22 protein-coding genes are annotated in these 22,578 nt (G+C 47.3%); 11 read left to right on the plus strand and 11 right to left on the minus strand.

The genetic code is table 11. From position 1 onward, the window contains the following. Positions 1–50 precede the first annotated feature (50 nt). The 5 genes from moaA to HAL07_RS07560 all read left to right on the plus strand — a co-directional run bounded on the left by moaA (position 51) and on the right by HAL07_RS07560 (position 7,247). The gene (gene moaA, locus HAL07_RS07540; protein WP_053945615.1) at positions 51–1,013 is read left to right on the plus strand and encodes a GTP 3',8-cyclase MoaA; all 963 of its coding nucleotides are present in this window, start codon (positions 51–53) and stop codon (positions 1,011–1,013) included. 18 nt (positions 1,014–1,031) lie between these two features. Continuing rightward, positions 1,032–2,114 (plus strand): aminofutalosine synthase MqnE, encoded by a 1,083-nt coding sequence (gene mqnE / locus HAL07_RS07545; protein ID WP_053945616.1) that lies wholly within the window; start codon positions 1,032–1,034, stop codon positions 2,112–2,114. Between the two features lie 84 nt (positions 2,115–2,198). Then, positions 2,199–4,742: an outer membrane protein assembly factor BamA gene (gene bamA, locus HAL07_RS07550; RefSeq protein WP_269431005.1), complete on the plus strand. Its 2,544-nt coding sequence runs from the start codon at positions 2,199–2,201 to the stop codon at positions 4,740–4,742. 8 nt (positions 4,743–4,750) lie between these two features. Next, a complete protein-coding gene (locus tag HAL07_RS07555; RefSeq protein WP_053945617.1) occupies positions 4,751–5,800 on the plus strand; it encodes a dehypoxanthine futalosine cyclase in 1,050 nt (349 codons plus the stop codon). A gap of 85 nt (positions 5,801–5,885) precedes the next feature. Further along, entirely contained in the window at positions 5,886–7,247 is a 1,362-nt protein-coding gene (locus HAL07_RS07560) for a M16 family metallopeptidase (protein ID WP_274377887.1), read from the plus strand. On the opposite strand, the gene hypD is transcribed toward HAL07_RS07560, so the two are convergent. The 3 genes from hypD to hypB are packed head-to-tail and all read right to left on the minus strand — an operon-like array spanning position 7,231 to position 9,291. After that, positions 7,231–8,331, minus strand: coding sequence for a hydrogenase formation protein HypD (gene hypD, locus HAL07_RS07565; RefSeq protein ID WP_053945618.1), 1,101 nt, complete (start codon positions 8,329–8,331; stop codon positions 7,231–7,233). The two genes, HAL07_RS07560 and hypD, sit on opposite strands and share 17 nt — an antisense overlap. Next, positions 8,324–8,557 carry a HypC/HybG/HupF family hydrogenase formation chaperone gene (locus HAL07_RS07570; RefSeq protein ID WP_053945619.1) on the minus strand — a complete coding sequence of 78 codons (234 nt, stop codon included), beginning with the start codon at positions 8,555–8,557 and terminating at the stop codon, positions 8,324–8,326. Before HAL07_RS07570 ends, hypD begins: the two co-directional genes overlap by 8 nt. Then, entirely contained in the window at positions 8,557–9,291 is a 735-nt protein-coding gene (gene hypB / locus HAL07_RS07575; RefSeq protein WP_053945690.1) for a hydrogenase nickel incorporation protein HypB, read from the minus strand. The genes HAL07_RS07570 and hypB overlap by 1 nt, the downstream gene beginning before the upstream one ends. 86 nt (positions 9,292–9,377) lie before the next feature. On the opposite strand from hypB, the gene HAL07_RS07580 reads away from it, so the two are divergent. Further along, on the plus strand, positions 9,378–10,031 hold the full coding sequence (locus tag HAL07_RS07580; RefSeq protein ID WP_053941417.1) for a non-canonical purine NTP pyrophosphatase: 654 nt from the start codon (positions 9,378–9,380) through the stop codon (positions 10,029–10,031). 30 nt (positions 10,032–10,061) lie between these two features. Here HAL07_RS07580 and HAL07_RS07585 read toward each other — a convergent pair whose 3' ends face one another. The 8 genes from HAL07_RS07585 to HAL07_RS07620 all read right to left on the minus strand — a co-directional run bounded on the left by HAL07_RS07585 (position 10,062) and on the right by HAL07_RS07620 (position 18,689). After that, complete coding sequence (locus HAL07_RS07585; protein ID WP_082355971.1) at positions 10,062–11,228, minus strand: phosphoethanolamine transferase; 1,167 nt, start codon at positions 11,226–11,228, stop codon at positions 10,062–10,064. Positions 11,229–11,683: 455 nt separating this feature from the next. Continuing rightward, entirely contained in the window at positions 11,684–12,691 is a 1,008-nt protein-coding gene (gene pyrC, locus HAL07_RS07590; RefSeq protein WP_053945620.1) for a dihydroorotase, read from the minus strand. Between the two features lie 3 nt (positions 12,692–12,694). Next, a complete protein-coding gene (locus tag HAL07_RS07595; protein WP_053945621.1) occupies positions 12,695–13,645 on the minus strand; it encodes an energy transducer TonB in 951 nt (316 codons plus the stop codon). Beyond that, positions 13,638–14,432 carry a hypothetical protein gene (locus HAL07_RS07600; protein ID WP_238374508.1) on the minus strand — a complete coding sequence of 265 codons (795 nt, stop codon included), beginning with the start codon at positions 14,430–14,432 and terminating at the stop codon, positions 13,638–13,640. The genes HAL07_RS07595 and HAL07_RS07600 overlap by 8 nt, the downstream gene beginning before the upstream one ends. Before the next feature lie 2 nt (positions 14,433–14,434). Next, a complete protein-coding gene (fliN, locus tag HAL07_RS07605) occupies positions 14,435–14,851 on the minus strand; it encodes a flagellar motor switch protein FliN (RefSeq protein WP_053941423.1) in 417 nt (138 codons plus the stop codon). Positions 14,852–14,924: 73 nt separating this feature from the next. Continuing rightward, complete coding sequence (nth, locus tag HAL07_RS07610) at positions 14,925–15,551, minus strand: endonuclease III (protein WP_053945622.1); 627 nt, start codon at positions 15,549–15,551, stop codon at positions 14,925–14,927. After that, a complete protein-coding gene (locus HAL07_RS07615) occupies positions 15,548–15,775 on the minus strand; it encodes a FeoA family protein (RefSeq protein ID WP_053941425.1) in 228 nt (75 codons plus the stop codon). Before HAL07_RS07615 ends, nth begins: the two co-directional genes overlap by 4 nt. Further along, on the minus strand, positions 15,729–18,689 hold the full coding sequence (locus HAL07_RS07620; RefSeq protein ID WP_238374509.1) for a DUF3971 domain-containing protein: 2,961 nt from the start codon (positions 18,687–18,689) through the stop codon (positions 15,729–15,731). Before HAL07_RS07620 ends, HAL07_RS07615 begins: the two co-directional genes overlap by 47 nt. A gap of 10 nt (positions 18,690–18,699) precedes the next feature. On the opposite strand from HAL07_RS07620, the gene mltG reads away from it, so the two are divergent. The 5 genes from mltG to HAL07_RS07645 all read left to right on the plus strand — a co-directional run bounded on the left by mltG (position 18,700) and on the right by HAL07_RS07645 (position 22,571). After that, positions 18,700–19,632: an endolytic transglycosylase MltG gene (gene mltG / locus HAL07_RS07625; RefSeq protein ID WP_053941427.1), complete on the plus strand. Its 933-nt coding sequence runs from the start codon at positions 18,700–18,702 to the stop codon at positions 19,630–19,632. A 74-nt stretch (positions 19,633–19,706) separates the two neighbouring features. Next, positions 19,707–20,048, plus strand: a complete 342-nt coding sequence (locus HAL07_RS07630) for a 4Fe-4S binding protein (protein ID WP_053941428.1) — start codon at positions 19,707–19,709, stop codon at positions 20,046–20,048. Then, positions 20,045–21,169, plus strand: coding sequence for a 2-oxoglutarate synthase subunit alpha (locus HAL07_RS07635; RefSeq protein ID WP_053941429.1), 1,125 nt, complete (start codon positions 20,045–20,047; stop codon positions 21,167–21,169). The genes HAL07_RS07630 and HAL07_RS07635 overlap by 4 nt, the downstream gene beginning before the upstream one ends. Continuing rightward, positions 21,169–21,996: a 2-oxoglutarate ferredoxin oxidoreductase subunit beta gene (locus tag HAL07_RS07640; RefSeq protein WP_053941430.1), complete on the plus strand. Its 828-nt coding sequence runs from the start codon at positions 21,169–21,171 to the stop codon at positions 21,994–21,996. Before HAL07_RS07635 ends, HAL07_RS07640 begins: the two co-directional genes overlap by 1 nt. 8 nt (positions 21,997–22,004) lie before the next feature. Further along, positions 22,005–22,571 carry a 2-oxoacid:acceptor oxidoreductase family protein gene (locus tag HAL07_RS07645; protein ID WP_053945624.1) on the plus strand — a complete coding sequence of 189 codons (567 nt, stop codon included), beginning with the start codon at positions 22,005–22,007 and terminating at the stop codon, positions 22,569–22,571. The last annotated feature ends 7 nt before the right edge of the window (positions 22,572–22,578 follow it).

Raw genomic sequence — 22,578 nt, forward strand, 5'->3', positions numbered from 1 at the left:
GTAAATGGATTTGCTATTTTACCCTTTTAGCCTAAAAAGTGGAGAAATTTATGCTTGTGGATACCTTTGCACGCCGTATCGATTACCTACGGGTGTCTGTAACCAAGCAGTGTAATTTTAGGTGCCAGTACTGCATGCCGACCACACCCATGGATTTTGAAGAAGAATTGTTGCCCCTTGATAAAATGCTAGAGTTCATTAAAATCGCCATCGATGAGGGGGTGGCTAAAATCCGCATCACGGGCGGAGAGCCTTTGATTCGCAAAGATTTAGCCCCCTTCATCGCTAAAATCCACGCCTACGCCCCGCATGTGAAGTTAGCCCTAACCACAAACGGGTTTTTGTTAAAAAACCAAGCCGCACAACTCAAAGAAGCGGGCTTAGAGCGAGTCAATGTGTCCTTAGATTCGCTAAAGCCAGAGAGGGTCGCTAAAATCTCGCAAAAAGACGGCTTGAAAGCGGTTTTAGAGGGCGTGGAGGAGGCGTTAAAGGTGGGCTTGGGGCTGAAGTTTAACATGGTTGTTTTACGTGGGATCAATGAGGATGAGGTTTTAGAGCTTTTGGAGTTTGCCAGGGGCAAAAACGCCCAAATCCGCTACATTGAGTTTATGGAGAACACGCATGCCAATAGCCAACTAAGGGGCCTTAGCGAGGCGCAGATTTTGAAGGCAATTAAACAAAAATACCCCAACTTGTGCCTTAAGAGCGAGGGGTTAAGCCCTTCTAAGATTTACGCCCTAGAGGATGGCTATGAATTTGGCATCATTGCCCCGCACAATGACGACTTTTGCAAACATTGCAATAAAATCCGCCTGAGTGCGGATGGTACGATTTTCCCCTGTCTTTACTACCAAGACAGCGTGAGCGCAAAAGGCGCGATTTTACAAGGCGATCTAACGCAAATGCGCCACGCCCTGCACCAAAGCGTGCATAACAAACCCGAAAAGAATTTATGGCAAGCGGGCACACAAAACCAAGTGTCCGAGCGGGCTTTTTACAAAACGGGAGGATGACCCTGAAAGGATGAAGCGATGGATTTATTAGAACAAGCCCTAAGCGGGCAATGCACTGAGGCGAGCGCTCTAGCTAAACTTTATGATTACGATTTATTCGTTTTAGCTAAAGAAGCGCACGCGATCCGCACCCAAATGCACCAAGACAAAGTCTATTTCAACACCAACCGCCACATCAACCCAAGCAATGTCTGCCAAGATAGTTGCAAGTTTTGCGCTTTTTCTGCTGGCCGCAAGAACCCCAACCCCTACGAGATGAGCCAAGAGCAGATTTTAGATCAGATTTCTAGCTCTTATGCGCGGGGCATTAAAGAGGTGCATGTGGTGAGCGCACACAACCCCAATTACACCTATCATTGGTATTTCGAGCTCTTTAGGGCGATCAAGGCGGGGTTTAAAGACCTGCATTTAAAGGCGATGACCGCGGCTGAGGTGCATTTTTTAAGCACGAAGTTTAACAAGCCCTACCAAGAGGTGCTAGAGGACATGCTAAAGGCGGGGGTGGATAGCATGCCCGGGGGCGGGGCGGAGATTTTTGATGAAAAGGTGAGGAAGCACATTTGCGCGGGCAAGGTGAGCTCTGCTAGGTGGCTTGAGATTCACCAATACTGGCACTCTTTAGGCAAAATGAGCAACGCGACCATGCTCTTTGGGCATGTGGAGAGCAGAGAGCACCGCTTGGATCACATGTTGCGCTTGAAGCACGCCCAAAGCCCGCAAACAAAAGTGCAGGCAAAAGAGGGAGGGTTTAACGCCTTCATCCCCTTGCTCTATCAAAAGGACAATAACTTTTTAAAGGTGGATCAAAGCCCAAGCGCGGTGGAGATTTTAAAAACCATTGCCATTGCCCGCATTGTGCTCTTAAACATCCCCCACATTAAGGCCTACTGGGCGACTTTGGGTCTGAACTTAGCCCTAGTGGCCCAAGAGTTTGGGGCGGATGATTTGGACGGCACGATTGAAGTGGAGATGATCCAATCAGCCGGGGGGGCTAAGAGCAAAAAAGGGGTTTGTAAAGAGGATTTGATCTATCAAATCAAGGACGCGCGCTTTTGCGCCATTGAGAGGGACAGCTTGTATAACCCCATCCAAACATGGTAAAAAGTGTGTATTTTTGTTATTTTGTTGGTTTTTTGTTTACCAAAATGTTATTTTTGGGTATAATGCACGGATTGCAAAAGCCAAATGCAAGGATTCCGCATTAAAAAGTTTTTCACAGTTTGCCTAGTTTGGCTCGGCCAATTTTTTTTGCCCCTAGACGCTGCTGAGGAGAGGATCACCAGAATTGAGTACAGAAACCTCTCTTACATGTCGGATATGCTTGCCAATGAGATTGTCAAGATCAAGAAAAACGACGTTTTGGACTTGAAAGCGATCGATGAGGCCGTCTTGGCTTTGTATAATCAGGGCTACTTCGAAGATGTCTATGCGACCTTTAAAGACGGTGATTTGGTCTTCCACTTCAAAGAAAAGCCCCGCATCGCTAGCATTGAAATCAAGGGCTATGGGACTGAGAAAGAGAAAGAGAATCTTTACAACCAAATGGGGATCAAAAAAGGCGACACCTACGATGAAACCAAACTAGACAACGCCAAATACATTTTAAAGAGTGCCCTAGAGCAACAGGGCTATTATGGCAGCGTGGTGGAGGTGCGCACAGAAAATTTAGCCGGCGAGGGGGCGTATCGGATCATCTTTGATGTGAATCGTGGGAATAACATTTACATCACCAAATCCGTTTATGAGGGGCGCAAACAGCTAAAACCCCGCTTGGTAGAGAGTCTTAGCGCAAACAAACAGCGCGACTTTATGGGCTGGATGTGGGGCTTAAACTCGGGTAAATTGCACTTAAACGAGTTAGAGTACGACTCCATGCGTATCCAAGATGTCTATTTACGCAATGGGTTTTTAGATGTCAATGTGTCCTCCCCTTTCTTAAACACCAACTTTGGTACGCACAAGGCCAAGCTTTACTATAAGGTCAAAGAGGGGATTCAATACCGCGTTTCAGGCATCGAGATCAAAATCGATAAACAAGTCGTGCCGATGGCTAAACTTTTAAAATCCATTAAGATCCACAAAAACGCCGTTTTTAACATCGAGCACATGCGCGCAGATGCCCAAATCTTAAAAAGAGAAGTCGCTGACCAAGGTTATGCTTTCGCGGTGGTTAAGCCCGACCTAGATAAGGATGAAAAACACGGCACCGTGAAGGTGATTTACCACATCCAAACCGGGGACTTGGTCTATATCAACGACATCATCATCTCGGGCAACCAGCGCACCAGCGATCGGGTGATTCGCCGTGAGGTGTGGTTAAGCCCCAAAGAGCGTTATAGTCTCACTAAAGTCGCCAGCTCTGAAAGTGCGTTGCGCCGCTTAGGCTTCTTCTCTAAAGTAAAAATCGAAGAGCGGCGGGTCAATAGCCAGCTGATGGACTTGTTGGTGAATGTCGAAGAGGGGCGCACGGGGCAGTTGCAATTTGGGCTAGGTTATGGCAGCTATGGGGGGCTCATGCTCAATGGCAGTGTGAGCGAGAAAAACCTCTTTGGCACGGGACAAAGCATGAGCTTATACGCCAACATCTCCACCGGTGGGGGCAATAAAAACTACGGCATTCGGGGCAGCGGACGGATGTTTTCAGGCAACTTGACTTTAAGAAACCCGCGCATTTTTGACAGCCGCTATAGTTCTTCTATTAGCCTTTTTGCGGAATACATCATCAACTACAACTATATCCAACAAGGCGGGGGTTTTAGCGTGAGTGCAGGGCGCATGATCACCAACACCTTCAGCATGAATTTGGGCTACAATTACAGCCTCAATAAAATTTTGGGCTTTTCTAGCCCCTTGTATGAAATGTTTTACAGCAGTACCAACACGATCATTAAAGGCCCCAATGGCTCGCCCGTCACAGGCCCCGATGGCCAACCCTTACGCGGATTGTGGAGCAGGGACTACAACACTCCCACAACCAGCTCTTTCACACTCAGCACTAATTTTGACAACACAGATGACTATTACTTCCCCAGAAATGGTTTCACCTTTTCTAACTACACCACAATGTCTGGTCTGCCCTCAGATCACCCCCTTAATTCGTGGAATGGACTAGGAGGGAATGTCCGCAACACGAAAATTTATGGCAAATTTGCCGCCTATAAAGACCTCAAAAAATATTTACTCATCGATCTCATCGCCCGCTTTAAAACCCAAGGGGGCTATATTTTCCGCTACAACACAGAAGACTACTTGCCCCTAAACTCTGTGTTCTATATGGGGGGCGTTACCACCATTAGAGGCTTTAGAAACAGCTCGATCACACCCAAAACCAACTTAGGGATGTGGGTAGGGGGCGATGGGCTTTACACAGGCTCAGTGGAGCTGAGTTATGGGCTTTTAAAAGCAGCGAAAATGCGCTTGGCGTGGTTCTTTGACTGGGGCTTTTTGACCTATAAAACCCCTGATAAAGCCGGGGGCTTTTGGCAACAAGCTTACTCAACCAATGTGAGTTTTAAAGATTATGGCGTGGTGGGGGCGGGCTTTGAGCACGCCACTTGGCGGGCTTCTACGGGCCTACAAATTGAGTGGATTTCCCCCATGGGTCCTTTGGTGCTCATTTTCCCCATTGCCTTCTTTAACGAGTGGAGCGATAAAAAGGGCTTGTGGTTTAACCCCAACTTGAACGACTACACCCAACGCTTCGCCTTCTCAATGGGTACCCGTTTTTAGGAGAGAATATGCGTTTAAGCAGAGCAGAATTGCTAGATTATATGGCCAACAAGCCCCTAAAAGAATTGGGGCAAATGGCTTTAGCCAAAAAGCAAGAGTTGCACCCAGAAAACACCACGACCTTTATTGTGGATCGCAACATCAATTACACCAATATCTGTTTCGTGGATTGTAAATTTTGCGCTTTTAAGCGGACGCTCAAGGATAAAGACGCGTATATCTTGGACTTTAAAACGATCGATCAAAAAATCGAGGAGCTGTTAGCCATTGGGGGGACGCAAATCCTCTTTCAAGGCGGGGTGCATCCGCAGTTAAAAATCGATTACTATGAAAATTTAGTCGCCCACATCGCCCAAAAATTCCCCACCATCACCATACACGGCTTTTCAGCAGTCGAGATCGACTACATTGCCAAAATTTCTAGGCTGTCCTTGCAAGAAGTTTTGGGCCGTTTAAAAGCGGCGGGCTTAAGCTCAATTCCTGGGGCGGGGGCAGAGGTTTTAAGCGATCGGGTGCGTGCGAAAATTGCGCCTAAGAAACTAAGCGCAGATCGCTGGATTGAGGTGCATAAAGAGGCGCACAAGTTAGGCATTAAAAGCACGGCGACCATGATGTTTGGCACAACGGACACCGATGAAGACATCGCCGAGCATTTGGAGCGGGTGCGCAATCTGCAAGATGAAACGGGGGGCTTTAGGGCGTTTATTTTGTGGAGCTTTCAGCCCGATTTTACCCCTCTGCAACAAGAAATGCCCCACATTAGAAAAGCCAGTTCTAACCGCTATTTGCGCCTGTTAGCCTGCAGTCGGTTATTTTTAGATAATGTAAAAAACATCCAAAGTTCTTGGGTGACACAGGGGGCTTTTATCGGGCAGTTGGCTCTGTTGTTTGGGGCCAATGATTTAGGGAGTGTAATGATGGAGGAAAATGTCGTTAAGGCAGCCGGTACGAGCTTTTGTTTAAACGAGCAGGAGATGGTGCGCTTGATCGAGGACATCGGCAGCCTTGCGGCCAAGCGCAACACGGCCTATGAAATTTTAAAACACTACCATGTCTAATAAAATCCGCAACATGCGCTATACTTTGTTGCTGGTCTTAGTGGCCGTGCTTCTTATAGTGCTTGGAGTTTATAAGGAAAAGAAAATGCCAACAAAAACACAAGAAAAAACCACAGAGGTGATTAAACGCAACGAAGTGGGTGAGAGAATCCATTATTTTGAGGTCAAGGGCGTAAAAATCCCCGTCATTTATGAAAATAACCACATCTTGCCTATGGGGACGGTCAAGCTGATGTTTATGGGCGGGGGCAACGTCATGGATAAGGACAAATTCGGCCTCTCAAAGCTGAGTGCGAGCATTTTAAATGAGGGCACAAAGGAGCTAGGCAGCATCGCCTTTGCCGAACAATTAGAGCAATTGGCCATCACGCTGGATGCAGACATCCGCTTAGAGTCCTTACACATTGATCTGAGCTTTTTAAAAGAATACCAAGGCAAGGCCATTTCTTATTTGCACGATCTCTTGCTCTCGCCCAATCTCACGCCCAGCACTTTAGAGAAAGTCCAACAGCGCATGGTCGCCGCGGCCTTGAATAAAGAGAGCAACTTTGACTATGTAGCGCAACTGGGTTTAAACGAAATTTTATTTGCGGGCACTCCCCTAGCGCACCCGGCCACAGGCACCCCCAAGAGCATTAAATCGATCTCACTAGAGGATGTCAAAAAACGCCTAGAGGATGCCCTAGACATTGAGCGGTTGATCATTGTCATGGGGGGGGATTTGGATATCAATAAAACCCTAGAGGCCTTAAAACCCACTCTAGAGTCCTTGCCCTCCAACAAGCCCTTCTTCACCCCCTATTTTAGCACCACTGAAAAACCTGAAACGAAAGTGGTCTATAAGGACAGCCAACAGGCTTATATTTACTTTGGTTCGCCCTTTGTGATGAAGGATTTAGCCAAAGAATTGCCCTTAGCAAAAGTCATGGGCTTTGTGTTGGGCTCTAGTGGATTTGGCTCTCGTTTAATGGACATCATCCGCGTTAAAGAGGGCTTGGCCTACAGTGCCTATATGCGCATCCAGCTCTCTAGAATCATCAATTGCACCACAGGCTATTTACAAACAAAACTAGAGAACCAAGATAAAAGCGTGGCTTTAGTTAAAAAGGTGATTAAAGAGTTTGTCGAAAAAGGGATCACACAGGAAGAGCTAGATGGGGCGAAAAAGTTTTTACTAGGCTCTGAACCTTTGGCTAACGAAACCATCAGCAAAAGGCTCACAACCAAATTCCACAACTTCTACTTAGGCCTGCCCATAAACTACGATGTTACCATGCTAGAGCGCATTAGAAAAATGACCCTAGAGGAAATCAACGATTACATCAAATCGCACACAGAGATCAACGATCTAAGCTTTAGCATCGTAACCATGGACCCCAAAAACCCCAAATACAATAAGCTCGTGGGCAAAGAAGAAAAAAAAGAAGTGGCTAACCAAGGTATTTAAAATACGCCGCGCAAGCCCCCTCGGCGCTCACCATGCACGCCCCCACAGGATGGCTAGGGGTGCAGGCTTTGTTAAACAGGGTGCAATCTAGGGGTTTGGCAAGCCCTTTTAAAATCTGTCCGCAAAGGCAGTTCTTGGGCTCAAGTGCGCTTTGCTTTGGTAGGAGCTTGGCAAACACCACTTCAGCGTCAAAATCCGCAAACTCGGGGCGCACTTGCATGGCTGAAAAAGGGATTTCTCCTAAGCCACGCCATGCAAAACTTGGGCGCACTTGCATGGTCTGCGCGATCAAACTTTGTGCCTTTAAATTGCCTGCAAAGCTCACCACGCGGCTATATTGGACCTCTAAAAGGGCTTGTTTGTTTAAAGCTTGGCGCACAATCCGCAAGATGCCATCCAACATATCCACGGGCTCAAAGCCTGCCACCACAATGGGGATTTGAAAGAGATCGAGCAGGGGTTGATAAATCTTAGCCCCCGTGATGACGCTTACATGCGAGGGGGCGATGAGGGCATTTATGGAGGCGTTTTTTAGCACGGCTTGCACGCTGGGGGGCACAAGCACATGGTTATTGTGGAAAAAAAGGTTTCTCAAACCTTTTTCTCTAGCCTGCAATAATAAACTTGCTGTCATGGGGGTGGTGGTTTCAAACCCGATCGCCACAAACACGACCTTTTTATGCGGGTTAGTGGTGGCGATCTCTAGGGCTTGCAGGGGGGAATAGACAAAGCGCACATCAGCCCCCCTAGCCCTTAAGCCTTGCAGGCTCAATTTGCTCCCGGGTACACGCATTAAATCCGCCAAAGTGATTAAAATTGTGTCTGGCATTTGAGCTAAAGCGATGGCCTCATCGATGCGCAGTTTTGGCATCACGCACACAGGACAACCGGGGCCATGCACAAAGTCTAGGGGGGTGTCTTGTAAGAGATTTAACAAACCATAGCGCATGAGAGAGTGGGTGTGCCCGCCACACACCTCCATGATTTTAAAGGGGGCTTGCAGCTTAGAGCTCTCTTTTTTAATTTGGCTGACAAGGGCTAAAATGGTGTCCTTGTCCCTAAAAGAGCCGATAAAATCAGTCATCCTGCTCCATTTTAGCGACCATCTCGGCGTAAAGCTTTAAAGATTCTAGGGCTTCATTGGTGTCGATCTTACCCACCACAAAGCCAATGTGTAGCAACACAAAATCTCCCACATCTACGGGCTCGTCCATTAAGTCCAAACTTGCCCGCCTTTGCACGCCCAAAGTTTCTAAAGTCGCCGTGTTGCCCTCAAGAGCAATGACTTTAGAGGGAATCGCTAAACACATTAAAAGGCGTGGCTTGATTGGTAATTTTGCGCCCGCCTTGCAACAAGAAAGTCTTTAAAGGCCTCTAGACTCGCGCGGTCTTTAGAGCTTACGGTAAAAATGGGCGTGCCCGGCTTGAGCTTATCCATGTCCTCTTGCACCTGAGAAATCCTAAAGCCAAAGACATCCATTAAATCCGCCTTGCTCACCACCACGGCATCGGCGCACAAAAACATGCTGGGGTATTTGAGCACTTTATCATCGCCCTCTGGCGTGGAGAGCAAAACGATATTCATCGCCGCGCCCAAGTTGTAGCTAGAGGGGCAAACCAAGTTGCCGACATTTTCAATCACCAAGTAATCACTTTGAGCGATCGCGCCCTTGTCTTTTAAAATGTCATAAGCCCCCTCTAACATCGCCGCCTCTAAGTGGCACGCCTCCCCTGTGGTGATCTGCTGGGCGGCGACATTTTTCTTAATCAAGCGATCGGCATCGCGGTTTGTCTGCAAATCCCCCTCAATCACACAGAATTTAAAATCCTCAAAGCTGGCTAAATTCTCCAAAAGTGTGGTTTTGCCACTGCCCGGCGAGCTCATGAAATTGAGCACATACAGCCCATCTGCTGTGTAGCGCTCTTTCATTTCAAGGGCCTTTAAATCGTTCTTGCTTAAAATTTTCTCCACAACCTTGACATCTTTTTTACTCAGGTTGGGGTTGTTGTTAAGGCTTTGTTCTCTTGTTGTTGCTTCTAGCATGCGTAACTCCTCATTTTGAAAACCCCCCATATTAACACAAAAGGTTTAATAATCTCTTTTCAAGCCAAAGAGGCTAAAATGCCCGGATGTTACCTTTAATCTTTTTTAGCAACAACGCCCATAAATGCGCCGAAGTGCGCGCCATTTTAGGCCAAGAGGTGTTGCCCTATGCAAGCCTTGTCGGACGCGTAGAAGTGCTAGAGAGTGGGGCAAGTTTCACCCAAAATGCCCGCTTAAAAGCGCGCGCACTCTACCCTCTTTTAAAGGATAAGTTTCAAGATTTTTGCGTGTTGGCGGAGGATAGCGGGCTGTGCGTGGATGCTTTAGCAGGGTTGCCCGGTATTTATAGCGCGCGCTTTGCCAGCATTAAAGAAAACGCCAAAGAGATGATCGCTAGGGATTTTAACCCGCCTAGCGTGTCTTGCAGCGACACAGACAATAACTGCAAACTCTTGGCATGCTTAGAGGAATTGGGGTTACTGGAGTCTCCTGCCCGTTTTGTGTGCGTGGTGGCGGTGGGCGTGTGCGGGCAGGGGCGTGTGCTTGAAAAAACCTTTAGGGGGGAGTGCTTGGGTAAAATCATCAAAGCCCCCTTAAAGCCTAAAGCCTTTGGCTACGACCCTTTATTCATCCCCCAAGGCTATCACCAAACCATGGACACCTTAAAAGAGAAAAACCAAATCTCTCACCGCTTTTTGGCCCTAAAGCAAGTCCAAAGCTTTTTAAAAACCTTGGTTTAATACACCAAATGGCCGCAATAAACCCTTTTTCTATGTGTATTGTGTATCAAACTTGGGGCTAAAAAGATTTTTAGTGTCTAGGTTGTCCTTGGTGTGTATGCCTACAAGGGGCAAAAGAGAATGGATTAAATCATCGCTCATGAAGGGTTTATGCACCGCTTGGGCGATGGATTTTACTTTATCAGGATGCCTTTGTTTAAAGGTGTTGGTAACGAAGATCATAAAGGGGATTTCTACCCCTTGAGGCGAACAGCTGTGCCCGGCATAATGCCCGCCTTGAAACACAGCTTCGGCGTGGTCTGAAAGATAAACCATGAGGACATCTTTGTTTTGAAAAAAGCGATAAATCTTGTCTAAGACATGGTCAGTGTAGTAAAGAGAATTGACATAATCTGCCACAATTTGCCTATCTGTTTGGTCTTTGACTTTTAGACCGCTATAAGGGATGTCTTGAGGGCTAAATTTGCTAAAGCTTTTGGGGAAACGCCGGTTGTAAATAAAATGACTCCCAAAGAGGTGTAAAAGGATAAAATTTTTGCTTTGCAACTGTGGCTGTATGTGTTTTAACATTTGAAGCGTCCAAATGTCTTGAGTGGTTTGCGGGAGATCTGAGGGGGCGTTTGTCCAATATTTATGGGCAAAAGGGTGGGCTAAGTGGGCATAAACATTATTCCGCGCCAAATCCTCTTGCACATCTATCCAAAATGTTTCATACCCCGCTTGTTTAAACACCGCCCCCATAGTTTTATAGATGTACCAAGGGGTGTTTTTATGCTCAAAATCTTTATAACTGAGTAAAGTGGGGAAGACAGCCTCAGTGGTGGCTTGGGCCGAGATGACATCGCTGAATACAAAGAGGTTTTGGCTTTTTTGTAGAGCGCTGGCTAGGGGGGAGTTAGGCACACGATACCCATAAAGTTGCATGAAATTGCGCGAGGCGCTTTCTCCTATAATTAAAACGACATTGGGTACGCTGTCTTGATCCACGCGCAAATAGTCTTTCTCTAGAGGTTTGTTTAGATTTTGATACAGCGTTGCGCTGGTTGTGTAGTCTTTGATTGTGGTGAGGATAGCAAGGATTTCTTTAACCACGGGGATATTGTGCGTGGTGATGTTAGGGTTAATCACAATCCCGTGCATGCCTTGTAAGTAATAGCCCACCCCCGTATGCACCCCAAAAATCCCCAAAACCCCCACCAAAAACCCATAGCTAGATTTGCGGCTTAAGCTTACCCCCCCCCCCCCCCGGCGCCAGCCACATCAGCCAAAATTTATTGTCCAAAACAACCATAAAAACTCCTTTGCAAAAGCCCTTATTCTAGAGCAAGGGAGCTAAAGCAAAAGTTAGAGCCACTGATAAGGCCTTTGACCCAAGAGAAACACAAAGGGCTCAAAACACCACAAAGCCAATTCTCTAGGCTCAACCCTAATAACCCCCGCTCCTATGCTGATAAAAAGCACTAGATGAGGCTGTGAGAAAAAGATATGAAGGGTGGTCTTGTTTTAGTGATGTCTTGCCAAGACTGGCTGCACGCCAAAATCCCGCCCAAAATCTACATTTTCTTAAAATTCAGCGCAATCTTTCAGTTTAAAACCAAGAGTCTAGTCTTTTTAATAAAACAAAAAGAGACATAAAAGGGATTTTTATCCCTTTAATTAGTCTTTACGCTCCACTCTAAGGGCATGAAGTGGGGGATGACAAGTTGCCCCTTTAAAAGTGCGTTAGGTAAGTTGGGTGGGGTTCTTTGGAGGGTGATGCGCTTTTGAGGCAGGTCTTTTAACCCATAAATGCGCGTGGCGTTGGTGCTGATGAAATCTTGTAAAAATTCGAGCGCCCCGTGCTTTTCAAACAGACCACACAACCCGCTAAGAAGCAAGGGCGCGCTAAACACCCCTGCCGCACAAGCACAGGTGTGCTTAGTGCCGATTAAATGCGGGGCGCTGTCCGAGCCAAAGCACACTTTGGGGCAAGCTTTTAAGGCAAGCTCTAAAAGGGCTTCTTGATCTTTAGGGGTTTTTAATAAGGGCTTACAAAATAGATGTGGGGCCAGCGCGCCTCCGGCCAAAGCGTCTAAATTTAGGGCCAAATGGTGCAAGGTTAAGGTGGCGTAAAGGTTGGGGTATTGCTCGAGTAAGGCGATGCTGCGCCTATCGCTCATGTGCTCTAAAATGATGGTGAGCTTGCTAAAAGTCTTGGCTAAGGTGTGGATAGTGGCGTGAAACTCAAATTCGCGCTCCAAAACAAACCCCCCGCTCTCAGCGTGGATACACAAGATAAAGCCCAAATCTTGCGCTGTTTGTAAAATCTCTAGCATTTTGGGGCTTAATATGTCGCTCACCCCTTTAGCGGAGTTTGTGGTGGCGTTTTTGGGGTAGAGTTTGAGTAAAAACAACCCTGCTTCTTTGGCTTGCGCTAGGCTTGGTCTGAGGTTTTCATTTAAATACAACGCCACAAGGGGTTTAAAGTCAGCGGCTAGGGCTTTGATTTGCTCTTGGTAATCTAAAGCAAGGGCTGGGGTGCTTAAGGGTGTGCTAAGATTTGGCATCACCACCGCCGCGCTAAAATGCGCCGCGCTAAAGGGCAAGACGGCTTTAAGCAAATCCCCCTCTCTTAGGTGTAAGTGCATGTCTAGGGGGTTATTTAAAATCAGAGTCTGCATGTTCTAGCGGTAGATGAAGTAACGCACACGGATACGGATCAAGGTCGTGGTCGTGGGGCGGGGGTAGTCTTTGTAGGCGATGGTGATGGTTTTTAAGGTGTTGTCGTCTAAGAGTTTATAGCCGGACGCTTCGATGATTTTTAAGCCTGTGATGTCGCCATTGGGGTGTAGATAAAACTCCACGGCATCCACGCCATCTTGCCCTAAATACCCGGCTGCGCTGGGGTATTCTAAGTATTTTTGCGTGATCCGCCCGATTTCGCTTAGATTGCTTCTAATGAAGTCTTTTTCCGCTGTGCCCAAGTCCCCAAACTCTTCACCATAAAGTTCGTCAATGTCTTTGCGGGTTTGGCTATCCATCCCCTTGTCGTTCTCATAGCTGCGGTCGCTTTGTTGTCTGGGTGGGGGGGTGGCGTTTTCTTCAGAGGGCAAGAAAGAAAGATTGTTGGGGTTAAAGGTGTCGGTTTGTTCTTTCTTGGTGGGTTTTTTCTCCTCCCTTTCTTCTTGGTAAAGGGCTTTGTGTTTGTTCTCATGGCTAGCCACTTCGGTGCGCTTGCGTCTGTGGGCGTGGCGCTCTTGCGGGCGGTGCGTGGTGGGCTTGGGCTTGAAGCGTGGCGTGGGTTTAACCTGTGGCGTGGGGGGCGTGGGTGGGGTTGGGGGTTGTGGGGGGGTTTGGGCAACTGGGGGCGTGGGTGCGGTTTTAGGCGCGGCTCTTGTGGGCCTTAGCGCGCCCTGAGTGTGCTTGGTTGGATCAAGCGATCGCCCTCTTTTTAGGACCAATAAATTACTAGGGTTGATTTTGACTAATTTGGGCTTGTGGAAAAATTTGTGGCCGTACTCTAAAAGCCACCAAATAAACAGGTGCAACAAGCACGACAAGAGCAAAGAAATATAAAAATTGCGATCAGAGCGGCTGTTGCTCAACTCTTTATCAAGAGCGCGCACCCTAGACATACGAGCTCTTCAATTTAGATTGCCGTAGGTGCTTTTTGGTTTCTTCAACGAGGGCTTCTTTTTGGCGCAAGGGGGGGTCTTTCTTGGGGAAGTCTAAAGTGATCTTGTCTAAAACGAGGCTTTGGTGCGAGTTTAATAAAATCAAGTACAGATGGTTACGCACTTCAACGGTGATGAGCTTATGGGTCGCGTCTAAGGGCTTAATGTAGGTGACGCTAGGCTCTAAGCCCACTTTGGGGAACAAAAACTTTTGCGTGTCTTTGCGTCTTAGCAACCATAAAATCAGCAACAAACCCGCAATCACCACGCCCACTTTCCATAAATAATCCCACTCAAAATCAGAGAGTCTAGTCGTTGTGGGAGCGGGCTGCACTTGTTGCATTTGCTCGGGGGGAGTGGGGTTTAAGTCGGCAAATAAGGGCACAAATTCCAAGTGCAAAAAGCGCTTGTCTTGGGACAATTTGGCATTGACTTTAAAAAGGGCGTTGCTCTTTGGCACGATAAAAAGGGTGTTGTTTTGGTTGTGGATTTCTAATTGGCTCAAAATGGCGGCACTAAAGTGCTCGAGTCTAGGCGCAAAGGGGGAGATGTCTTGCAAAGTGATGGTCTGCGAGGGGGAGATTTTGGGCACTTGCGTCAGGGCTTGGCTAAAAAGCAACTCCAAAAGTATGCCCTTATGATCGGGTGTGGGTGTTACTTGGATGTGCGTGAGTTGGTTGGCCCCAAAAAGCGCGCTAGGTCCGCACAAAACCCCCAAAACTAAAAAAATGCGTGCAATGGCTCTCAAGCTTACATATCCTTAGCGATGTAATAGACAATGGCGTTTGAGTCGAGCACTTCGTTTAAGCGAATCGCGAGGTTCTTTTCATACACCATGACTTCTCCCTTGCCGATGACCCGCCCATTGACAAAGGTATCTACACTTTCTCCTGCGGGCTTTTGTAAATCGATCACCGACCCCCTTTCAAAGCGCAAGACCTCTCTTAGCGGGATCGAAGTCGAGCCCAGCTCTGCCATAAAAGTTACCTCCATGTCCAACAAACCCTTATAGTCGTTGATGAGCTCTTCTAGGTAAGTGGTTAGCTCCAGCTCCCTAGGGTTTAGGGTGGGTTGCTTTTTGAGCTTGGGATTGACAGAAGGCAAATTGGCTAGCGTGGGGTTGGATTGGATATTCACCCCATCTTTATTGTTATTTTGGTTGTCCATGGCAATCTCGCTTTATTTTAACACTCAACTTAAAGACCCACAAAAGAAAATATGCCATTATACTAGATTTTGATTAGCGGGGTTTGAAATTCGCCCGACTCACGCAAAATTCTTGTAAAAAACAAGCGGAGCATTTAGGATGGATCGCCTTGCAAATGCGCCGCCCAAATAAGATCATGGCATGGTGTAAAAGGCTTAGGTCATTGATAAAAAGCGCGCTCAAGTCGCTTTCTGTTTGCTTGGCGCTCTTGGCATTTGAGAGCCCTAAGCGGTGCGCCACTCTAAAAACATGCGTATCGACCGCTAAGAGATTTGCCCCAAAGGCGACAGACAGGACAACATTCGCGCTCTTTTGCCCGATGCCTGCTAGGCTTTTTAACTCAGCTTGGGTCTGTGGGATTTGTCCTTGAAAGTTTTGTAAGACTTGGTTAGCCATTTTGATGAGGTGCTTGGCCTTGCTGTTAGGATAAGAGATGCTTTTAATGCACTCTAGCACTTCTGCAAAGTTGGCACTGGCTAGGCTCTTCATGTCTGGGTATTTGGCAAAAAAGGCGGGGGTGGTGGCATTGACTCGCGCGTCTGTGCATTGCGCTGAGAGCAACACCGCCACCAAGAGTTGGTAGGGGTCTTGATAGGTTAGCTCAGTGGTGGGGTTAGCAAAGTGGGTGAGTAGCCTTGCTTTGATGGTGCTTGCACTCATAGGGGGCGCACCAAAATGTGCTGGGCTTCGCTGGCACGCAAGGCGATTTGGGCGTGATCTATGGCGATGCTAAAAGTGGCTTTCTTTAGAGAGTGTTGCAACAGCACAAACTCCACGCCCACAGCAATTCCAAAGGATAAAAGCCTCTCTTTTAGCTGTGAATCGGGGGTGGTGATTTCAAGGATTGTGTAGCGTTGGTTTTTTTGGCACTCCAGTAGGCTCATCTTGCATTCCTTTTCTAATTTCATCGATGATAATATCAATGGGTGTAAAAATCCGCCTTAAAATCCTAAAGGGGGCTTGCAAAATGTCTTTGGCTAAAGTTACATTGGCCTTTGGGTTGTCTAGACTCCCGCTTAAACTCACGTGCGTGGAGATTTTGCCATCTCCGCCCAAAATCAAGTAACTTAAAATGGGGATTTTGTTGATCACATTAGCAAAACCCTTAATGGTTGCGATGTTTAAAGACATGTCGATCGTGCGCTTAGACAGCTCTACGATCCCGTTTCCATCGACATCTAGGGTCGTACCCGTGAGCTGAATATGCTCTAGCCCTAAATAGTCTGAGTTGATGCCAAAGACCACTTTGCCCTTAGAAATCTCATAGCCATTGGCTCCAAGACGGGGGTTTCTAAACACGATTAAAGAGGGGATTGTGTTGATTAAATTGATCATGTTTTGCAAGACTTTAAAGTTTTTGATCGTGGTGTTTTGCAATTTAAGCTCTCCACTAAAGACATTGTCTTTATAGCCACCGATGAGCGTGTAAAGCCCCCCTTGTATGAGATTTTTTGTGGTGATGGTCTGTAACACCATGTTTAAATAGTCCCCACTAAAATTGTGCGCTTTGATCCTCAGTTGCCCGTGCGCCATGTCAAGGGCAAGTGAGGCATGGCGGTAGCTCGCATCCGCTTTTAAACGCCCATCACGCATGCGAACAAGGATGTTTTCTAACGCAAAGGGGAAACCTTTAAAGGTGATCACGGCATTTTTAGCCTGAATGATGAGCCGATTTGGGGGGATGTTGTGCTCTTTTTCGTAGCGTTGCTTGGCTTTGATAAAAATCGTCTCGTCCTTGATCTGCTCTTTTGTGGGTTTCTTACCACTTGAGGCCAGCAATTCTTTGATGGCGGGCATTTTTGCCTTTAAAAACGCATCCACATTAAAATTAATGTCATTGACGAACAAAATTTTCTCCCCACCTTTAATGCGCCCCATCACTGCCCTATCTGGGGTGAAAAACTCCAAACCCCTATCCCCAAAAGTCCCCAAAAGCGAAAAAGATCTAAAACGCCGTCCATCGTTGCGATACAGCGGTAAATCGATGTCTAAATTTGTCCCAAAAAACTTAAATTCTTTTAAATCCTTTGTGGTCACTTTAAGCGCGCCTCTTTTAACGGCAAAGTAGCGTGCTAGGGGCGAAATGGGTACCAGTTTGGCTAAATTCTTAAGGTGCAGACCATAACCCTGATCGATCTCGCCCTCAATCTCCAATTCCTTGACTTGAAAGGTGGTTTTGCCTTCTTTGGAAAAGTCTAAATCAAAGCTTAGATTTGGCAAATTCTCCTGTGTGGCGTAAATGACATCTTGGCTAAAAACTTCGGCGTTTTGGGCTTGGACAATTTGGCGGATTTTATTCTTAAAGGCAAAGGTATCCACGCCCTTAGCGATTAAATTAGGCAAAGTGCTTAGGTGCAAGACGGGGGGGGCTTTGGGTAGGCTCGTGCGCCTTGTTTCAAAGGGGCTGTTATTAATGGCTTGGTTGGTGTTGATTTGGATTTTATTGATCGTGGCTTGGCTGGTTAAATTCTTGTGGGTGAAGTCTAGGGTTATGCGGCTATCGATGTCGGCCATGTTTTTGTAGCGCGTGTGTGTGGTGTTGATGTAGATCATTTTACTCGTGGGGCTGATGTCTAAGAAAACTTGGGCGTTTTGGGTGTGTAAGGGTACACCATAGAGTGCAAAGCCCCCCGCCTCCACATCCACGCTCCCTTGCACGAATACTAGGGGCTTGGCGTGGGGGACAAATTGCATGGTGAGTAAAATGTCTGCCCCTATAACAGGCTTAAAGTGCTCTAAGGGTAAAGTGATGTCATAAGCTTTTAAGATATTTTGCACGGGGCTAAAAGCCAGGCTTGGGGCGTTTTTAATGCCGGCCACTAACCTTAAAGTGGGGCCAAAATGATCCATCACCACTTGCGAGCCTTCTAGGCGCATGTTTTGGTAGTTGATGTGTTTAGGCGTGATTGTCAATTGCCCGTCTTTAAACTCTAAATCCACTTCTTTTGCCAAAATAGGGGGCAATTTAGGGTTGTAAAAAACCCGTGCATTTTGCACCACAGCCTGCACACTTAAATTCTTTTGCAACGTTTGCAAAATGTGTTTTTCTTTGAAATTTAGGGCGATTCTTGCGTCCTTAATTTGAAAGCCTGAAAAGGCAATGTTTTCAAAAAGCCATTTTTGCAACCCTTGATGTTTGTCGGGCTTGAAGTAAGGTTTTAAAAAGTCTATGTGCTTGATGCTGTTGGAGTTGAGCTTGAGTGCGATGGCTTGAAAGTCGGTCAGGCCCTGCATAAAAACCCTTAAATGCGACTCTTTAATGTTGGGGACTCTTGTGGGAGAAACTTCTACATTGAAGTTTAATTGTTGGGTGCGCCTGTGGTAAGTGGCGCGCCCCACAAGGCGCACATAGTAGGGCTCAACATTCAAATAAGCGATGTTTAAATGCAATTCTCGGCGTTCTTGTTCTCGTAGGTAAAATTGTCCGCTCAGGTAGTTAGGAAAGACAAATTCATAGCGGTGCCCATCAAAGAAGACATGGGCTTTGATTTTGGGCTTGATGTCGATCTCGTGGATTGTGAGTCTCTCGAAGTAGTCCATCCCCCACATACTGTATCGGATGTAGCGCACAATGGCATCGACTGTGGGGGGTTTTCTGTGCGGTTTGGGCTTGACAAGCTCTATGACATCTAACCGACCGATGTCTAGCGAGAATTTATTATTTAGTTTTAGATACAATCGCTCTATTTTGAGCCCGCCAAAGTGCATGGAGGAGATGTAAATTCCGTTTTTTAGAATGAGAAATAAAATTAAAAATAGTACCGCCACAAGCCCGACAGAAAAAAAGGGGCGTAGCATCCTCTTGGAAATGGCTTTTATCATCGCGCTTTCGTTAATGTTTTACCTAAGTATAACCATAAAATCCTACCCAATCGTTTATATCCCTAAAGGTTCTCTTAAAAACGCCTTAAGTCATTTGAGCGCGCTAGAGGCCCCCACGCCCACGACGAACATTTTAGATTTGTGGATTTTAAGACTCATGGCGCGTTTGCACCTGTGGCACACCCCCAAGAGAGGGTATATTTCAATCCCGGTGAGCCCTAAAAACACCACCACGAAGGGCGGCTTTTTGCACGCCTTGAGTCTGTCTAAGGCCGTTTACAAGAACACCACCTTGATCCCGGGCGAGACTTTGTATTTTTTCATCAGGCATCTAGCCAAGGCGTTTCGTCTAAAAGTGGAGGATCTAGAGCAAGCTTACAACGCCAAAGCCCTTTATGCTGATGGGGCGATTGTGCCAGACACCTACCGCTTCACTTTAGGCATTTCGGCTAAAAATCTCATGGATTATCTCTTGCAACACGGGCAAAATCATTACAGAAAGCTCAGTGAGCAACTGCTAGGCAATTACGATCCGCAAAAATGGGAAAGGGCTTTAATCATCGCCTCCATTGTCCAAAAAGAGGCGGCAAATGTGTCTGAAATGCCTCTCATTGCTGGGGTGATTTACAACCGCCTAAAGAAAAATATGCCCTTGCAAATGGATGGCGCGCTCAATTACGGTAAATACTCCCACGCCAAAATCACGCACGAGCGAATCGCCACAGACAACAGCCCTTACAACACCTACAAACATAAGGGCTTGCCTAGCGCTCCCGTGGGCAGTGTCGGGCTAGAGGCCATTAAAGCCGCCCTTTTTCCTGCCAAAACCCCCTTCTTATACTTTGTCAAAACCAAGGAGGGGATGCATAAATTCAGCGCCAACTACAAAGACCATGTCCGCTCAATCCACAAATTCTAGCTGTACCTTAGTTTGGCTTTAGATATTTAATGCTAGTATCTTGGGCGGATTTTACTAAGGGTCAAGGAGATTAAATGGCAAAAATGCTAGCCCCCGAGGGCGTGCCGGTTTGGGTCAATGAAGCCCGGTGTAAGGGTTGCGATTTATGTGTGTCGGTGTGTCCGGCGGGGGTTTTGGGCATGGGTTTTAAGCCCACGCACATACTGGGTAAGGTCGCCAAAGTAGCCTACCCTGAAAGTTGTATTGGGTGTTGCAAATGCGAATTGGGTTGTCCTGATTTTGCCATTTATGTCGCAGAGAAAAAGGAATTTAAATTTGCAAAGGTGTCTAAAGAAGCTGAAGAGAGAGGGGCTAGAGTGCGGGCAAACCATTACATGCTCTTAGCAGAAAGCGTGCAAGAGGGGAGGGGACAATGAGAGAGGTGATCTCTGATGGCAATGAGTTGGTCGCTAAGGCGGCCATTGAGGCGGGTTGCCGCTTTTTTGGGGGCTATCCCATCACGCCTAGCTCAGATGTCATGCACGCCATGAGTGCGTTGTTGCCCGCACACGGGGGGCATTTTATCCAAATGGAGGATGAGATCGGGGGCATTTGTGTGTCTTTGGGCGCGAGCATGAGCGGGGTGAAGGCGATGACGGCCAGCTCAGGACCGGGGATTTCTTTAAAAGTGGAGCAAATGGGCTATGCGTTCATGACCGAAACCCCTCTTGTGATTGTCGATGTGATGCGCTCAGGGCCTTCTACGGGGATGCCAACAAGGGTGGCTCAAGGCGACATTAACTTTTTAAAACACCCCACACATGGGGATTTTAAAGCGGTGGCCCTAGCCCCGGGGAGCTTGGAGGAAACCTACACCGAGACGATTCGGGCGTTTAATTTGGCGGAAAAGCTGATGACTCCTGTTTTCTTGTTGCTGGATGAAACCGTTGGACACATGTATGGCAAGGTGTCTTTACCCGATTTGCAAGAGCTAAAAATCATCAATCGGCGGGTGTTTGAGGGCGATCCTAAAGAGTACCGGCCCTATGGCGTGGCTGAAAATGAACCCGCCATTTTAAACCCCTTTTTCAAGGGCTACCGCTACCACATCACCGGCTTGCACCACGGGCCCATTGGTTTTCCTAGCGAAGACCCTAAAATCGGTGGGGCTTTGATCGATCGCCTTTTTAACAAGATCGATTCACAGAGCGCAGAGGTGTGCCTAAATGAGGAAATGGACATTGAGGGGGCGGATCTTTTAGTGGTGGCTTATGGCTCAAGCGCGCTGGCGATTAAAGAGGTCTTAAGGGAGCTAAAAACTGAAAAGTACCCCAAGAAAGTGGGCTTTTTTAGGCCACTCACGCTGTGGCCCAGCCCCAAAAAACGCCTAGAAGAGCTAGGCAAGCAATTTAAAAATATCTTGGTGGTCGAGCTCAACAAGGGGCAGTATTTACAAGAAGTGGAGCACATTTTAGGGCGCAAGGTCCCGGCTTTGTTGCAAGCCAATGGGCGACCGTTTTCACCCAGGCAAATCATGGCAAAAATCAAGGAGTTTTAATGGCGTTTGATTACGACACATATTTACGCGTGGATAAAACCCCCACTTTGTGGTGTTGGGGCTGTGGGGATGGCGTGATTTTAAAATCCATCATCCGTGCCATTGACGCTTTGGGCTGGAACATGGACGATGTGTGCTTTGTGAGCGGGATCGGGTGCAGCGGGCGCATGAGCTCTTATGTCAATTGCAACACCGTGCACACCACGCATGGGCGCGCGCTTGCCTACGCCACGGGCATTAAAATGGCAAACCCCACCAAGCATGTCGTTGTGGTCTCTGGCGATGGGGACAGCTTTGCCATCGGGGGCAACCACACCATCCACGCTTGCAGGCGCAACATTGATTTAAATTTAGTTTTGGTCAATAACTTCATTTACGGTTTGACAAATTCGCAGACCTCCCCCACCACACCAAATGGCATGTGGACGGTAACCGCCCAAACCGGCAACATTGACAACAGCTTTGATCCTTGCGAAATTGCGATGGCAGCGGGGGCGAGCTTTGTCGCCCGTGAGAGCGTGCTTGATCCTAAGAAACTAGAGCGCACCCTTGCTGAGGGCTTTGGCCACAAGGGTTTTAGCTTTGTGGATGTGCATAGCAATTGCCACATTAATTTAGGACGCAAAAATAAAATGGGTGAAGCGGCACAAACTTTAAAATGGATCGAGTCGCGCTTAGTTAGCCGCCGTAAATACGAGGAAATGACCCCTGAAGAGCGCGTGGGCAAATTCCCCACAGGCGTGCTAAAACAAGACACTTCTAAGATGGAGTATTGCCAAGCGTATCAGGGCGTGATCGATGCTGCCCTAGCCAAGAAAAAAGCATAAGGAAAGTTATGGAAACACAATTGCGTTTTACGGGCGTGGGCGGGCAGGGCGTGCTTTTAGCGGGCGAAATTTTAGCCGAAGCCAAGATTGCTGCCGGGGGCTTTGGCACCAAAACTTCCACTTACACCAGTCAAGTTAGGGGAGGTCCTACGAAAGTGGACATTATTTTAAGCCCTGATGAGATCATCTACCCTTATGCCAAAGAGGGCGAAATTGATTTTATGCTCTCAGTGGCGCAGAGCAGTTACCAGCTCTTTAAAAACGATGTCAAAGAGGGGGGGATTGTGGTGGTCGATCCCAATCTGGTCCAGCCCACGCCCGAGGACGAGGCGAAGTTTCAGCTTTATAGACTCCCCATCATCACGATTGCCAAAGAGGAAGTTGGCAATATTATCACACAATCGGTGGTGGCTTTGGCGGTAACGGTCGTTTTAACCGGCTGTGTGGATAAAGAACAAGTTTTAAACACCATGGTTTCTAAAGTCCCCGCTAAAGTCGTGGAGCTGAATCAAAAGGCTTTTGCCATCGGTGAGGCCCACGCCCTAAAAGCTCTTGTAGCTAGAAAAATCTCTTAGTGGTAGA

Source organism: Helicobacter ailurogastricus (genome assembly GCF_001282945.1).
Lineage (GTDB): Bacteria > Campylobacterota > Campylobacteria > Campylobacterales > Helicobacteraceae > Helicobacter > Helicobacter ailurogastricus.